The organism is Microcystis sp. T1-4 (assembly GCF_000297435.1).
Lineage (GTDB): Bacteria > Cyanobacteriota > Cyanobacteriia > Cyanobacteriales > Microcystaceae > Microcystis.
Genome location: NZ_CAIP01000419.1, coordinates 12,818 through 27,362, shown reverse-complemented (window position 1 = coordinate 27,362; position 14,545 = coordinate 12,818). Strand labels below are relative to the sequence as shown.

General features: G+C 42.0%; 15 protein-coding genes. 9 read left to right on the top strand and 6 right to left on the bottom strand.

The annotated features are described in order from the left end of the window. Positions 1-287: 287 nt before the first annotated feature. The 4 genes from MICAI_RS20510 to MICAI_RS20495 all read right to left on the bottom strand — a co-directional run bounded on the left by MICAI_RS20510 (position 288) and on the right by MICAI_RS20495 (position 4,131). Positions 288-1,574 (bottom strand): glutamyl-tRNA reductase, encoded by a 1,287-nt coding sequence (locus tag MICAI_RS20510; protein ID WP_008206651.1) that lies wholly within the window; start codon positions 1,572-1,574, stop codon positions 288-290. Positions 1,575-1,758: 184 nt separating this feature from the next. After that, the gene (glpX, locus tag MICAI_RS20505) at positions 1,759-2,796 is read right to left on the bottom strand and encodes a class II fructose-bisphosphatase (RefSeq protein WP_008206649.1); all 1,038 of its coding nucleotides are present in this window, start codon (positions 2,794-2,796) and stop codon (positions 1,759-1,761) included. A gap of 130 nt (positions 2,797-2,926) precedes the next feature. Beyond that, entirely contained in the window at positions 2,927-3,424 is a 498-nt protein-coding gene (locus tag MICAI_RS20500) for a VOC family protein (RefSeq protein ID WP_039900611.1), read from the bottom strand. A gap of 191 nt (positions 3,425-3,615) precedes the next feature. Next, on the bottom strand, positions 3,616-4,131 hold the full coding sequence (locus MICAI_RS20495; RefSeq protein ID WP_039900620.1) for a TIGR02652 family protein: 516 nt from the start codon (positions 4,129-4,131) through the stop codon (positions 3,616-3,618). Between the two features lie 108 nt (positions 4,132-4,239). On the opposite strand from MICAI_RS20495, the gene MICAI_RS20490 reads away from it, so the two are divergent. From MICAI_RS20490 to MICAI_RS20465, 7 genes are all read left to right on the top strand, one after another. Beyond that, positions 4,240-4,791, top strand: a complete 552-nt coding sequence (locus MICAI_RS20490; RefSeq protein ID WP_002757960.1) for a gamma carbonic anhydrase family protein — start codon at positions 4,240-4,242, stop codon at positions 4,789-4,791. Positions 4,792-4,856: 65 nt separating this feature from the next. Next, complete coding sequence (locus MICAI_RS20485; protein WP_039900610.1) at positions 4,857-4,976, top strand: photosystem II protein Y; 120 nt, start codon at positions 4,857-4,859, stop codon at positions 4,974-4,976. 213 nt (positions 4,977-5,189) lie between these two features. Further along, complete coding sequence (locus MICAI_RS20480; protein ID WP_008206642.1) at positions 5,190-6,524, top strand: FAD-binding oxidoreductase; 1,335 nt, start codon at positions 5,190-5,192, stop codon at positions 6,522-6,524. 315 nt (positions 6,525-6,839) lie between these two features. Next, positions 6,840-8,135: an adenylosuccinate lyase gene (gene purB / locus MICAI_RS20475; RefSeq protein ID WP_004268608.1), complete on the top strand. Its 1,296-nt coding sequence runs from the start codon at positions 6,840-6,842 to the stop codon at positions 8,133-8,135. Between the two features lie 49 nt (positions 8,136-8,184). After that, on the top strand, positions 8,185-8,319 hold the full coding sequence (locus MICAI_RS27620) for a hypothetical protein (RefSeq protein WP_002747389.1): 135 nt from the start codon (positions 8,185-8,187) through the stop codon (positions 8,317-8,319). 27 nt (positions 8,320-8,346) lie between these two features. Continuing rightward, positions 8,347-9,807, top strand: coding sequence for an AAA family ATPase (locus MICAI_RS20470; RefSeq protein WP_008206637.1), 1,461 nt, complete (start codon positions 8,347-8,349; stop codon positions 9,805-9,807). Next, entirely contained in the window at positions 9,749-10,660 is a 912-nt protein-coding gene (locus MICAI_RS20465; RefSeq protein WP_008206635.1) for a hypothetical protein, read from the top strand. The genes MICAI_RS20470 and MICAI_RS20465 overlap by 59 nt, the downstream gene beginning before the upstream one ends. Before the next feature lie 197 nt (positions 10,661-10,857). Here the strand turns inward: MICAI_RS20465 and MICAI_RS20460 are convergent, their stop codons facing one another. Both MICAI_RS20460 and MICAI_RS20455 read right to left on the bottom strand, forming a co-directional pair. Then, on the bottom strand, positions 10,858-11,559 hold the full coding sequence (locus tag MICAI_RS20460) for a DUF4276 family protein (protein WP_008206633.1): 702 nt from the start codon (positions 11,557-11,559) through the stop codon (positions 10,858-10,860). A gap of 19 nt (positions 11,560-11,578) precedes the next feature. Beyond that, positions 11,579-12,997 carry an AAA family ATPase gene (locus tag MICAI_RS20455; RefSeq protein ID WP_008206631.1) on the bottom strand — a complete coding sequence of 473 codons (1,419 nt, stop codon included), beginning with the start codon at positions 12,995-12,997 and terminating at the stop codon, positions 11,579-11,581. A 619-nt stretch (positions 12,998-13,616) separates the two neighbouring features. Here MICAI_RS20455 and MICAI_RS20450 point away from each other — a divergent pair. Together MICAI_RS20450 and MICAI_RS20445 are read left to right on the top strand one after the other, a co-directional pair. Continuing rightward, positions 13,617-14,078: a DUF2996 domain-containing protein gene (locus MICAI_RS20450; RefSeq protein ID WP_008206630.1), complete on the top strand. Its 462-nt coding sequence runs from the start codon at positions 13,617-13,619 to the stop codon at positions 14,076-14,078. Between the two features lie 79 nt (positions 14,079-14,157). After that, positions 14,158-14,535, top strand: a complete 378-nt coding sequence (locus MICAI_RS20445) for a DUF3110 domain-containing protein (protein ID WP_002795498.1) — start codon at positions 14,158-14,160, stop codon at positions 14,533-14,535. Positions 14,536-14,545: the final 10 nt, after the last annotated feature.

Here is a 14,545-nt window from a genome sequence, read left to right as displayed (position 1 = left end):
GCAGAATCAGTAAGGAACGTTGACATCTGGTCATTTAGTAGCAGTTATGAATCAATACCACAGAACTCCTTCCCGGTACACCTAACTATCAATTATACCGCTCCCTGCTGTCAACTCCGGCACTCATGGACAGCCTTAACGAGTAATTTAGAGAGTCAACAGCTTAGTGGTCTGTCAATCTTGAAATTGTCGATAGGGGAATCGGGCCAAATTATCCGCCCCCAATCCCTCAAAATCATCTTAACAGACCCATAGAATCGCCCTTAATTTTTGTCAATTGTCGGCCCCTAACTATATTCTTCTCCGACACTGAGATTAAAGAGCATTTGCAGGGATTGTAAACAGCGCTTACGCGCTTCGATATCCTGTTGGGCGCGCAGTTGTACCATGGGTTCGTGAAGGATTTTATTAACGATACCGCGGGTCATCGCTTCGATAACTTCTTGGTGTTTTTCGGCGAATTCCGTCCCCAGACGGGAGAGGGCCTTTTCTAATTCCTGTTCGCGAATATCTTCAATTTTGCTTCTTAAACAGCTAATTGTCGGTACAGTGTCCAAAGAACGCCACCAAAGCTCGAAAGCTTCCACTTCCTGCTCTAGGAGTGCCTCTGCTTCCCTGGCCATCTGACGGCGACTTTCCTGATTGGCGGCAACCACCGCTTTGAGATCATCGACGTTAAAAGCTTGCACCTGTGCCAATTCCTTCACGTCGGTGTGGACGTTGCGGGGAACAGAAATATCGATTAACATCAGCGAGTTAGCAGTAATCGTCACTTCTGTCAATAAATTTTTAGTTAAAATTGGTTCCGTGGCTCCGGTACTGGTAAAGACGATATCCGATGCCGCTACGATGGCCATCATCTCTTCTAAGCCATATAGTTGGATTGGTACGTTAGGAAATTCACGGGCCAACTCCTCGGCCCGTCTTTGGGAGCGATTGACGATCGCAATTTGCTGAGAACCCTTAGCCAGAAGGTGAGTAACTAATAATCGGGACATTTTCCCTGCCCCGATAATAGCGATTTTCTGGCTGCTGAGGTCTGCCACCTTAGCATGGGCTAACTCCACCGCCGCCGAACTGATCGATACGGCCCCCGTGCCGATGCTGGTTTCCGTGCGGACGCGCTTACCGGCAGTCATCGCTTGTTTAAACAGGCGATCGAGTAATTGGCTAATACTATTGTACTTCTGGGCTAATTTATGGGTATTTTTAACTTGAGCGAGAATTTGCCCTTCCCCGAGGACAAGACTTTCTAAACCGGCCGACACCCGGAGCAGATGACGGACAGCATCCTGATGCAGTAGGGTAAACAGATAACGACGCAGGACATTAAGGGGAATATGCCCGATTTCAGCGAGAAACTGGGTAATTTCCACCACGCCCTTTTCCGTATCCGTAACCACGGCGTAGATCTCCAAACGGTTACAGGTGCTGATAATCGCCACCTCTTGGATATGGGGATAACCCTTGAGGTGGGTAAGGGCGGACTCGATTTTCGCTTCCGGGATACTCAATTTTTCGCGAATTTCCACAGGGGCTGTCTTGTGACTCAAGCCCACTACAGCAATATTCATTTATGTTCTCCTACAAATGTTGCTCAGGCTACAAAAATTATTGATAAAGATCAGTGCGTTATGTCTCTAATTGTTGCAATTTAGTCCCAATCGGGATGCAAATAAAAGATGTTTGAAAAAAAACTTTATATATTTTTACCAATGGGGGCGAGGTGAGCCATGGCCACCCCACCCGGTCAGAGAATTATCTCAGTTGAATGTATTTGGGTCGGTCGAACAGGTGAACGGTATCGACAAAGCGAGCGGTTTTCGATTGGGTGGAGATAACCAAGCTTTGGGTACGAGCGCCACCGTGGAAGAAGCGTACTCCTTCCATCAGGGTGCCGGGGGTGATCCCACAGGCGGCAAAGAGGACGGTTTCGCCACTGGCTAATTCTTCGCAACCGTAAACGCGATCGGGATCGGTGATGCCCATTTCTTGCAGACGAGCGAGATTACCCTCGCGGCTTTCGCCGATTAAACCGGTTTTGACCACTTCCGGATCATAGATCAATTGTCCCTGGAAGTGACCCCCCAGACAACGCATCGCCGCCGCCGAGATTACCCCTTCCGGAGCCGCACCGATACCCATGAGAGCATGAATATTAGTTCCCGAAAAAGCGCAGGAAATAGCGGCCGATACGTCACCATCGCTGATCAGACGAACTCTGGCCCCAGCGTTGCGGATTTCTTGGATTAATTCCTTGTGACGGGGACGATCCATCACCACTACCACCAGTTCTTCGATCGAACGATTGAGACAATCGGAAAGAACTTTCAGGTTTTCCGTCGCCGATTTATTAATATCCACATGACCTTTAGCTGCCGGGGGAGCCGCTAATTTTTTCATATAAAAGTCAGGAGCGGCGAATAATCCACCTTTTTCGGAGATCGCTAACACGGCCATAGAACCATTTTGACCGTAGGCGACCAAGTTAGTGCCTTCGCAGGGATCGACGGCGATATCGATTTCGACTAATTCGTCGGGATTACAATATTGTTTGGCATCAACTTGGGTACAGATACCCACTTCTTCGCCAATATAAAGCATAGGAGCCTCGTCTCTTTCCCCTTCTCCAATAACGATGCGACCGCGCATATGGATTTTATTCATCCGTTCGCGCATCGCTTCCACCGCCACCTGATCAGCGATATTTTTTTCGCCTTTACCCATCCACTTGGAGGAAGCAATGGCAGCCTGTTCGACTACTTCGATAATTTCTAACCCTAGCGTACTTTCCACTCGATGATCCTCCCTACAGCTGATCTATGATTTATCTAGTGAGTTTGTTTCCTTAACAGTCAAAAGTCTATCACCAGACGGGGATCATTCTTAAGTTTTTGTGTAGATCATCTGGAGGAGACCGGTATGCCTAGGGAGTTTTTGCCGGCACTGTCGCCTCCATCTCGGTTATGGAGACCTGGATCGCTGATTTCGGCGTTAAACGACGGATAAATTCCAGGGGTAAACCGTCTGTGTCGGCAATAAAGGTGACTTCATAGACGTGATCGCCGATCATCTGTTGTTGGGGGGGCAAAAGAATTTTTAAAGGTTGATATAAATCGGCATCCTCTTGATGGGCTTGCTGAAAGTTATTTGTTAATTTTTCTAACCATTCTGGTAAATTGCTGACATTTTCTGTTAAGTCAAAAGACAAGTGATAATAACCGACATAATGCTGATCGCTAAAGGCATCGGGGGCGGGTTTCGGTTGAGGAATTTGGATTAATTCGATGCGTCCATTTAACCCCGTTAGCCAACAGGCTAAAGTATAACCCGTGGTGAATCTTTCCTCGAGGGTAAAACCGAGAAGCTGGTAAAAAGCGATCGCTCGATGGATATTAGCGGTACGAATAGAAGCATGGTGCATTTTCAGTGTTGCCAAAGGCACGGCGTAGCCGTCCAGTAATCAGTAATCAGTAATCAGTAATGAGTGAGAATTCGGGGTTGATAAGCAATCCTTCATCGATCTGCCTCCCGATTCAGTTTTGAGGTTATGAGTTTATTAAGTGAGATTATTCACTGATAACTGTTTACTGATAACTGATCACTGATAAATGATTAATCAAAAAGACGAAAATAGGGATAACGTTTGGGAACCCCCGGTTCTTTTTCCAGATCAAAATTAATTACATCCCAACAGGGTTCATCGGGGGCATCGGGACTAAATTCTACCGGTAAACCGTAAAGACGGGGAATAGTGGTCTCAGCCGGTCCATTACCGCGCCAAGTGGTGTTACGTTCTAGGTAGGAACTAACTAGATCGCGATAACGGTTGGCAATAATTACTTTAGTCGCTTTAAATCCTTGAGTATAGAGGCGATCGAGTGCTTCGTGAATCTCAAAACGAATACCATCCGGGTGAGTGTGTTGACGATACCACTCACCATTCCAGAGTCGCCAATGCCGTCCTGACTGCAAGTGAACCAACTCACCCGTTTTGGGATCGGCTTCAAAAGCTCCATGGCGCGGACACAAATAGGTATCCGTCAAAGTGAGGGCGGGGATTAGCTGCCGACAGTGAGGACAATGGATATCGGGGCCAAAAACAGGGTATTGTAAACTTGCATTGATCATGGGAGAACCTAAACTAAAAATTGCTATCTTTGTACCAATAATCCTACCCATATTATACCCAACCAAATTGGACGGGTATTCTCTTTCGACTTTAGTGCAGATCCTTCCATGTCTTTAGATAACTTAAGATCAACTTCTAATTTCTGGCCCCTTGTCGATGTCAGTCAAGCGGCTTTTATCGCCCCCAATGCCACGGTAATGGGCGATATTTCCCTAGCTGTGGGGGTAAGTGTTTGGTATGGGGCGGTATTGCGTGCCGACGTGGAACGCATCGAAATTGGGGCCTATACTAATATCCAAGATGGGGCGATCCTACACGGAGATCCAGGCAAAATTACTATCCTTGAAGATTACGTTACCATCGGGCATCGGGCGGTAATTCACGCAGCCCATATTGAACGCGGTTGTTTAATTGGCATTGGGGCAGTGATTCTCGATGGTGTGCGCGTCGGGGCGGGTAGTATTGTCGGGGCGGGTAGTATTGTGACAAAAGATATACCACCGCGATCTTTAGTGGTGGGTATTCCCGCTAAACGCGTCCGGGAAGTGTCCCCACAGGAGGCTCAAGAGTTGATCGAACACGCCGAGCGCTATGCTAAACTTGCCCTCGTTCATGGGGGAAAAGGTACTGATACCGGATTCCCAAAACGGGCGGATTAGGGTATAAATATAAAATGAGAATCAAGTAACAATCTTTTAAGCACTGACCGAGGAGAAGGAAATCTATGGACTGGAGAGTGTTAATCGTTTTAACCCCTTTGTTTATTGCTGGTGGCTGGGCTGTCTTCAATATCGGCGCTGCCGCTATTAGACAAGCTCAACAGTTTCTCAGCAAACAAAGTTAATAAAAGTTTATACTTCTTAGTAAAACCGACCGCCTAGGCGATCGGTTTTTAATTTTTCCTGTTTGAATTATGAATTATGAATTGGGGTATGGGGAGAACAAATAAAAATAATCTCCTGTCTCCTGTCTCCTGTCTCCTGTCTCCTGTCTCCTGTCTCCTGACTCCTGACTCCTAACCCCACCAATACACTTTTTCAGCAATCTCTACCTAACCATGAAATCTAACTATCAAAATCTCATGCAAGAACTTTCCCATCTAGAAATTATCACCGATCCGGGACAAGTGGCGAAACTTTCCTTAGATTATTATCATTTTAGTCCCATTTTAGAGGCACAACTGCAAGATAAACGGGCTGATTTAGTCATTCGTCCCCACAATAGCCAAGAGGTTATTGACATCGCTAAAACCTGCGTTAAATACCAAATTCCTTTAACAGTCAGAGGTGCGGGGACAGGTAATTATGGTCAATGTGTTCCCTTGCAGGGGGGAGTAATTTTAGACACAACCAAACTAACAAAAATTATCTCGATCGAACCGGGTACAGCACGGGTAGAAGCGGGGGTAAAAATGGCCTTTTTTGATAAACAAGCTCGCGCAATTGGTTGGGAATTAAGAATGGCTCCCTCTACCTATCGGACGGCGACAATTGGCGGTTTTATCGGGGGTGGCAGTGTGGGCATGGGTTCAATTAATTATGGACAATTGAAGGATAGAGGCAATTTGCAAGCAGTGCAATTAGTCACCCTAGAAACAGAACCCAAAATTATCGAATTACGGGGGGATGAAGTAGAAAAAGTCAATCATGCCTACGGAACTAATGGCATTATTACCGAGTTAGAAATAGCCCTCGCTCCCTGTTATCCTTGGGCAGAATTTATCGTTACTTTTGCCGATTTTATCACCGCCGCTAAATTCGGTCAAGCTCTCAGTGATAGTGATGGCATTGTCAAGAAAATGGTTAGTGTTCACTCTTGGCCAATTCCCGCTTATTTTATCGCTCTTAAGGATTATTTACCCCCAGGAAAAGCGGCAGTTTTGTTAATAGTATCGGACAGCGATCGAGTCGCATTAGAATCTTTAATTAAAGAATATAATGGTGAACTTACCTACTATAAAACGCCAGAAGAAACTCAAAAAGGCAACAGTATCTTAGAATTTACTTGGAATCATACCACTCTCCATGCGCGTAGTTTTAACCCCAAGATAACTTATCTACAAGCTTTTTATTTTAATCTAGCCACGGTAGAGAAACTCTATAATTATTTTGGGGAGGAAATAATGATGCACCTAGAATTTTTGAGATTTCAAGGTAAAGTTATTCCCGCCGGTCTTCCCTTGCTAGAATTTACCACAGAAACTCGATTAAATGAGATTATTGCTATCTATGAACAACAGGGGGCAGCTATTGCCAATCCTCACACTTATATCATGGAAGATGGCGGCAGCAGACAGATTAATCCGCTACAACTAGAATTTAAACAACTCGTCGATCCCTACGGATTGAACAATCCGGGTAAAATGCGAGCATGGGTTGAAGCAAGGGGGTAGGGGTTCGATTCAGGCTAAATTAAGCAAGATAGTTCACCGCGGCTCTCTTGGATTTGGTGGGTAAAATGTATTCTAAGATATAATCCTCCTAGAGAGGGGGTGGAACGAACCACAAAGACACAAAGGACACAAAGATCAATCAATCCTATGTAAGTTAAACTTATCACACACAACCTAGAAGAGCCTCACCGCTACTACCGAATTACTAACCGGAAAGAAGGGAGTGGGGAAAACAAAGCTCCCCGCTGCCCCTTGCCTATTCCCAGACTTGCCCCGATCCGATACAATTGAACGGTTGTCTTGGAAGAATTAATAGTGATCGAGCGTTATACTCTCCCTGCGATGGGGAATTTGTGGACGGATAGATATAAATATCAAACATGGCTAGAGGTAGAGATAGCCGTCTGTGAAGCGCAGGCAGAATTAGGCTATATTCCGGGGGATGCAGTAGAAGAAATTAAGGCAAAAGCTAATTTTGATCCCGATCGCATTTTAGAAATAGAAGCAGAAGTGCGCCACGATGTCATCGCCTTTTTAACAAATGTTAACGAATATGTGGGCGAGCCGGGGCGTTATATTCATTTGGGTTTAACCAGTTCTGATGTATTAGATACCGCCCTATCCTTACAATTAGTCGCCAGTTTAAACCTGATTCTAGAACAATTAGAAGATTTTATCCAAGCCCTGCGCTATCGCGCCCAAGAACACCGTTATACAGTCATGGTGGGACGTTCCCACGGCATTCACGCCGAACCGATCACCTTTGGCTTTAAACTAGCGGGATGGTTAGCGGAAGTGCTACGGGGACGCGATCGTTTAATTCGCTTGCGCCAAGACATCGCCATCGGTAAAATATCTGGTGCAGTGGGAACCTATGCCAATATTGACCCGAAAATTGAGGCGTTAACCTGTCAGAAGTTAGGATTAGAACCGGATACCGCTTCCACTCAAGTTATCTCCCGCGATCGACACGCCGATTATGTGCAACAATTAGCTTTATTGGCGGCTTCGATCGAACGTTTTGCCGTGGAGATTCGCAACCTGCAAAGAACCGATGTCCTAGAAGTGGAAGAATACTTTTCCAAAGGACAAAAAGGCTCCTCCGCTATGCCCCATAAACGTAATCCCATCCGTTCAGAACGCTTAACGGGAATGGCGAGAATTATCCGTAGTCATAGCGTTTCCGCTTTAGAAAATATCGCCCTCTGGCACGAAAGAGATATTTCCCATAGTTCCGTAGAACGGGTAATGCTGCCGGATGTTTGCATTTTGACCCACTTTATGCTCAAGGAAATCACCGATTTAGTCAAAAATCTGCTGGTGTATCCCGAAAACATGAAGCGAAATATGAATGTTTACGGTGGCGTGATTTTCAGTCAAAGAGTTCTTTTAACTTTGGTGAGTAAGGGAATTAGCCGGGAATCTGCCTATAAAATCGTCCAAGAAAACGCCCATCGCGCTTGGAACACCGATAACGGCAATTTTAAAGCTTTTATCAGCCAAGATGAGCGAGTTACCGGCATTTTATCCCCCGACGAGATCGAAAGTTGCTTTGATCCCCAGCAGCACCTAAATCATCTTAATAGCATCTACCAAAGGTTAGATATTTAGGGAGCTTTCAGTGATCAGCTAACCACTAGCTTGTTGCTTTAGAAAGGTAATGACAGCGTTTTGGATTGTCGGTTGGCGATCGATCTTTTCTCAGAAAGCGATCGCTGTTCGTTTCTCGATCAAGGTCGCGTTTGAAGATAAAACTAAAGAATCGGCGCAAGCGAGTACGAATCGGGTAAAATAAGGGTCTGTATTCGGAGTGTTCGTTTTTATGATGAAAATCAAACTCTTGAATTTAGGTAGTATTAAAGAGGCAGAAGTGGATCTTCGGCCTCTAACCGTTATTATTGGCCCGAATAATTCTAATAAAACTTATATCGCCTACTCGATTTATGGGTTATGGATTAATCAGCTTGACGGCTTTTATTTTTCTAGTGAAATTTTAGAAAAAATAGAATTTACAAATCAAGCCGATCATTGGTCTTTAAAAATAGACCGACATTTTTATGATGTTATATCCGAAATTGTTCAAAAGTCCGCATCTGAATTTAGCGGGATAAAACTACAATCTTTTTTCCAAGATTCTAGCGGCAAGATTTTTGAAAAAACGAAATTCAGTATCGAAATTTCCGAAGATGATATTAAAACAGCTATAGAAAAAGTTTTAGCGGATACAATTGAATATCGCGGGTCATTAGCTTCACTTGGAATCAAGAAAATCGAGCGAAGCGAGAACAATAATGAGATTTTATTTTATCAAGAAAAGGAAGATAAAATTAATAATTATAAAGACATAGTTTTTCTTAATTTTGTTGCTGCTGTTGTAAAATTTTCATTTTCCGACGCACTTCCTTTACCCGCCGAAAGAAACGCTTTTATAAATACCTATAAAATGCTGGGCAATAGAAGATATAAGCTACTTAAAGGGAATCAGAGAGAGCTATTGACACAAGGACGTATTAATAGACGTATTAATCGAGATAGACAGTTAGAGTTACTGAAAGAACAGGGAGATATTCGCTATCCTCAACCAGTAGAGGATTTTTTAGATTTTTTAACTGACATAGAACTAGAAAATAAGCCCGATCCCATTGCCAAAAACAAAAATGATTTTCAAAAATTAGCTGATCAAATTGAAAAGTATATTCAAAATAACAATAAAACAATCTTTAAAAAGACTAAAATTGGAGGCAGAGAAATTAAAGTTTCGGTAAAAAGAAGTTTAGAAATCGATCTTTATAATGCTTCCTCGTCTATTAAACAATTAGCCCCGCTTTTACTCTATTTACGCTATCGAGCAAAATCGGGGGATTTTCTGGTGATCGATGAGCCTGAAATGAACTTACATCCAGAATCTCAGGTAAAATTGTTAGAATCTTTAGCGATTTTAGTAAATTTAGGAGTTAGAATTTTATTGACGACTCATAGCCCCTATTTGATGGCTCATCTTAACAATATCGTTAATGGTAATCACCAAAATCCAGAACTTTTAGCCGAACAAGCTAAATTGCTTTATCTGCAAGATAGCCGAGCTTTTCTTAAAATGGAACAGGTTAGCGCCTATGAAATGAAAAATAATCAATTACTTTCTTTACACGACCCTGAATACGGTATTCGTTGGGATACTCTCAGCGATGTATCAGTTGATATTCAACAAAAGTTTTTTGCAATTTATGAAGCAGGACAACAAAACCAAGAAACCGAAGAAGAATGTTCCTCAGAAGAAGAATAAACTCGATTGGCAGAAATTTAACTTTTTAGAAAATTTGCTTATTTTCTGTACCGTACCCGATCGGATCGCTCCACCCGAAAGCGGTGTCAGCTTTCGGATTACCAAGCCAGAAAAAGATTCCGTTTGTATTTTATTTAAAACTGATCGTCAGAAGGATCCTCTCGTTAGAGATCAAAAGCAGAAAAGACCTGATTATTTATCTCTTTTTATTCAGAATGACTTACTTCTGCTGACAATTATCGAGATGAAGGGAACTAATAAAAATTCCACGAGTACAGCTATCGAACAAATTACAACTTTTAGAGATATTTTAAAACGAGAAATTGCCGCTCATGTCACCAGTAAACTCAAATATAAATTACAAGCTATCCTATTAACTCCCTATAATGCCGATATTCCTCGAAAGGCGATCAAAGAGGAAGCGGAGAAAGGATTTATTATTTTACCTATCCCGTATGATTCTAAAGCGGAGCTTTATCGTTATGTTTCCAAGACTCACAGTAAAGAGGATTTAAGCAAAAAAAATTATATTCACGACGAGCAACATAAAGAATCCGATTGTTTGTTAATCGAAAAATTGTTGGCTAGACAAGCATCGGACAAACGTAAACAGGATAACTATTATTCATGTAAATTCACTCCCGCCAAAGATAGAAAAGGCATCTATATAGATTATCAGGTGTCGAGCGATCAAGACTGGATCACCCTATTAACCGATCCGCAGGGAAAGAAAGTTCAATTGGCTTACTGTAGTGATGATTCTCAAAGTTCAATCGATCAAATTCAGGAAGAGATTAAAAATTTAAACCTATGTCGAATGGTAGAGATGGTAAGTCGCCTAATCAATAGTTAGTATAAAAAAGTGGTGTAGAGAAATCGGCGTTGCTGATTTGAGATATGAATCTTCTTTTCTGGTATTTTTAAAACCTAGAGCCAAACTAACTTTTGCACGGGAACCTGCACAGTTGCCATTCATGCCTTGATTCAGCAATGCCGAAAATTAACCATCTCTGCCATTACTTTAGAAAAATGGTATTAGCAAGGTCTTATTCACGTTTGATCAGGATTATCTTCTATATTGTTGACTTTCGTTAATTGTGGAAAAATATCTCGTACTGCCTTTTCAAATTTTTTGTAGGAAGACAAGGATTCTAATTTCGACAATGGGATGTTTGTACCAATCTGTGAATATAAATCGTCAATTTTTAGTTTATTTCGATAGCGTTTAGTCATACCTTCTCTGGCTTTATTGATGGCATTTTTAATCGTTTCTTTCGGATTGCTAAAAGATTCGGGTTCTTTATCGATTGCTAACTCACTATCACTTTTCTTTGTACACAATTCTTTTTTTAGTAATTCTTTGTCTGCTAATATCCAGGCTTCAGTCATTTGTATTGGAACGATAGCAACTAAATTTTTACATAAGTCTCGCTCGTCTGATTTAATAGCATTAAAAGCCGGATCAATTCTTTCCTTAAATGCGTTTTCATCTGTTTTATCATCTGCGTCTGCATGGAAGCACAAAACCATTGCTCCCTTCTCCACCGCTTGAATTGCGTATTGTTTAGCTTTTTCTCGGATATTTTCGCCAGAGATTTGTGGAAGACAAATTGGTTCAAAAATTTCTATTTCTTGTTCATCGTCAAAAGCAACTCTCTCGAAAGTGCGCTGAATAATATTCGGTAAAAATCTATGATCGGAACTGCCTTCTGTAGCTAAGGCAATAATTATTTGTTTGATTTTTTTTGCCATCTTAATTGATTTACATTAATTAGTTTTGTTGATTTTTAATATTTTTAATCGCACTTTCAGCATCAGCAGTTTTTAGATATTCGACAACTTCCGAGAGAGTTAGCTTGGCCTCATTTTCGGAGTAAAATAAGGTTAATTGTTTTTTATTCTCTTTGATAACAGGGTGAAAATTACTGCTTTTCATCTTAATTCGCTTCCCTTCAATAGTGGATATTATAGTGGTAAGTTGAGAAAGCCAAATGCTGACATTTTTATCATCTTGCCAATTAATTAATTGACTCACCAGAACCGGAGAATGAGTGTTCACTATTACTTGGCGTAAAGGCATTTCAGTATCTTCAAAATCGACAGTTAGCTCTTTTAATAATCTTGCCATTGCTTCAATACGAAAAGGATGAATGCCATTTTCTGGCTCTTCAAAACATAGTAATCCTGTGTGTTGTCGGTCGTATTGCAGGACACATAATGTTAATAAACGTAGGGTTCCTTCGGAAAGCACTCTCGAAGAAAACTCCCGATTATCATCACTTTTTACCTTGATAATAAATTGTCGATTTGCTTTGTCATCATAAACATTAACTTCTGTAAGATTTGGTAGCAGATTATTGAGATCACGGGAAATTGCTGTGAGGGTATATTCATCATCTTGTTTAATGCGAAATAAAGCAGCGGCTAAATTCTTTCCGCTTGCTGTTATTGTATCTCTGATGCCTATATCTTGACGAGTAGGTTCTCGCAAATCTTCGGGATTAAGCTGCATAAACTTCCAACTCAGCATTTCTTGTTTGGCGGCTAATATATGTTTAAAATCTATGGTATTAATGCTGCTTAAAACAGTTTGTGATGCGTTTTTTGCGGGAAATACTTTTTTATTCCCCGCTTGACCGTCTTGAGGTAGAACAATGGTAGCAATACCATTAATATCTTCAGTCTTAATATAAGGAATGGCTCTCCTACCCGTTACTACTTTTGGTCGCCAAGTTTCCAATACTGTCTTAGGAATATAATTTTTTACCCAATTATCTTCATTGTGCTTTAAATTTTCTAAACTTTCATCAACAATATACAAGTTTTCAAATCCACTTATATTAGACTCTCGTTTAATTTTTAATTGATAGCGCAACCTTGTATATTTAAGATCGACTTCCCCACCCCAATTATCTTTTACCTTGCGATTGACTAACATTTCAACTATAAATTCCATTTCTGTGGCGTAGTCGTCCTCATCATACTGGGTAAAAAGTTCGCTAGGATGTCCTCGTTGCTCGCTAAAAGCCGTCTTCAGATCCACTTCTGCCAGCCGCGCCAACAATTGCAAAGCATCAAATAAATTACTCTTACCAGAAGCATTAACCCCAGCGACTACAGTAAGCGGCGTGAATACCATTTCAAAATTATGAAAGGATTTAAAGCCATGAATTTTAATATAAGTAATCATAGTTTTAGGCGATAGGTAGTATTAAAACATCAGCGCAATATTTAACCATACTGGAAAATCTTATCAACTTTCGCCCGATACTGTCCTACTATAATCTAGACATTGGCTGACAGAGGGAGAATAATTATGATCTTAACCAAGTCTCTCAGAGATTGATTTTATCAGACTCTGTAGGATTTGACCAAGAACAAGAGGTAACAATCCTCTTCTTTCAAGGGGATGAAAATTAAAATATCTCTTATTTCAGGCTCCCGACGACTGGGGGTAGGCAATGATAACTGATAACTCTCCAGAAACTAAAACCTATTGTTTCTCCTGATGACAAAGATGGAGTCATTTGGGGGGACAGTTGGGTTGACGTAACTTTCAATATTGCTCGCTCCTCTAGTGGGAACGACTGCTAACGAATCTAGTTCAATCTTTGGACTTCTTGGCTTCACAGGACTCTGCCAATTCTCCCTACATCCTTCTCATTTTAACTCTCCCAGAGTGATGAAAGAGGGCTAACTAGAAAAATGGCTGATTAATCCCATAAAAGCTGATAGCTAAAAAAAACTGATAACCGATAACCCGGGAGAAAATATAATTGTAACTACCTACCCATTCCAGATTAATTCCTATGGCAGAAGAAACCACCACCCCCGCAACTCCGACAGCAGCAGCAGAAAAACCGGCTCAACCCGCGCCTGCTAAAAAACCCAAGGATCCTACCGTCGAGGAAAAACCCTTTGCTGAATTTATCGAGCAGCATTTTCAACCCGCACTGGCGGCAGCCTTGCAAAAGCTGGGTATAACTGATATGAAGCTGTCCTTTAAACAGGATAAAATTGCCGTGCAGGGCTTTTCTAGCTCTCCCTGTTGGCAGTTAACCGGCAATTGGCTCGGGGGAATGCGTCAATTTAGCATTTATTTTTTGGAAGAAAACATCAATGGCAAAAAAGCTTTTTCCCAGGCTGAGGGCGGCGCTCAACCTAGTACAATTGAATCATTTATGATCGATGAAAAGAAAGTAAGTCTTGATTTACTGTTGTTTTACACCCTGCAACGGCTTAACGGTCAAAAGTGGTTGACGAGAAACTAAAATTGCTGAGGATTAGCGATCGAGAAGGGGGGTAAAATGAGCATAGACGACCACTGCTTATCGATCGCTAATAGTAACTATGCGTGTATTTGTACTACTTTTTAACGCAGGCACAGAAAACGAAGGTATCCACACCATTCAAATGGGAGCTATCAATAAGGTTTTGATGTTTGAATCGGAAGATGATGCCACCCGTTATGCACTGCTGTTAGAGGCACAGGATTTTCCGACTCCCACGGTAGAGAAAATTGATTCGGAGGAAGTGGCAGAATTTTGTCGCGGCGCCGGCTATCAAGCGGAAATGATTGAAGCGGGTATGTTGGTAATTCCCCCCGAAAGCAATGCCTCCGAGTTGGATTGGCAAAAAGAGGAAGTCCCCCCCGCCGAAGAGGAGTTTTCCGAGATTCCCGATGCGGAGTTAGACAGCATCCGTCGTCGTCTAGAAGGACTTTTGTAATAGACCTCTG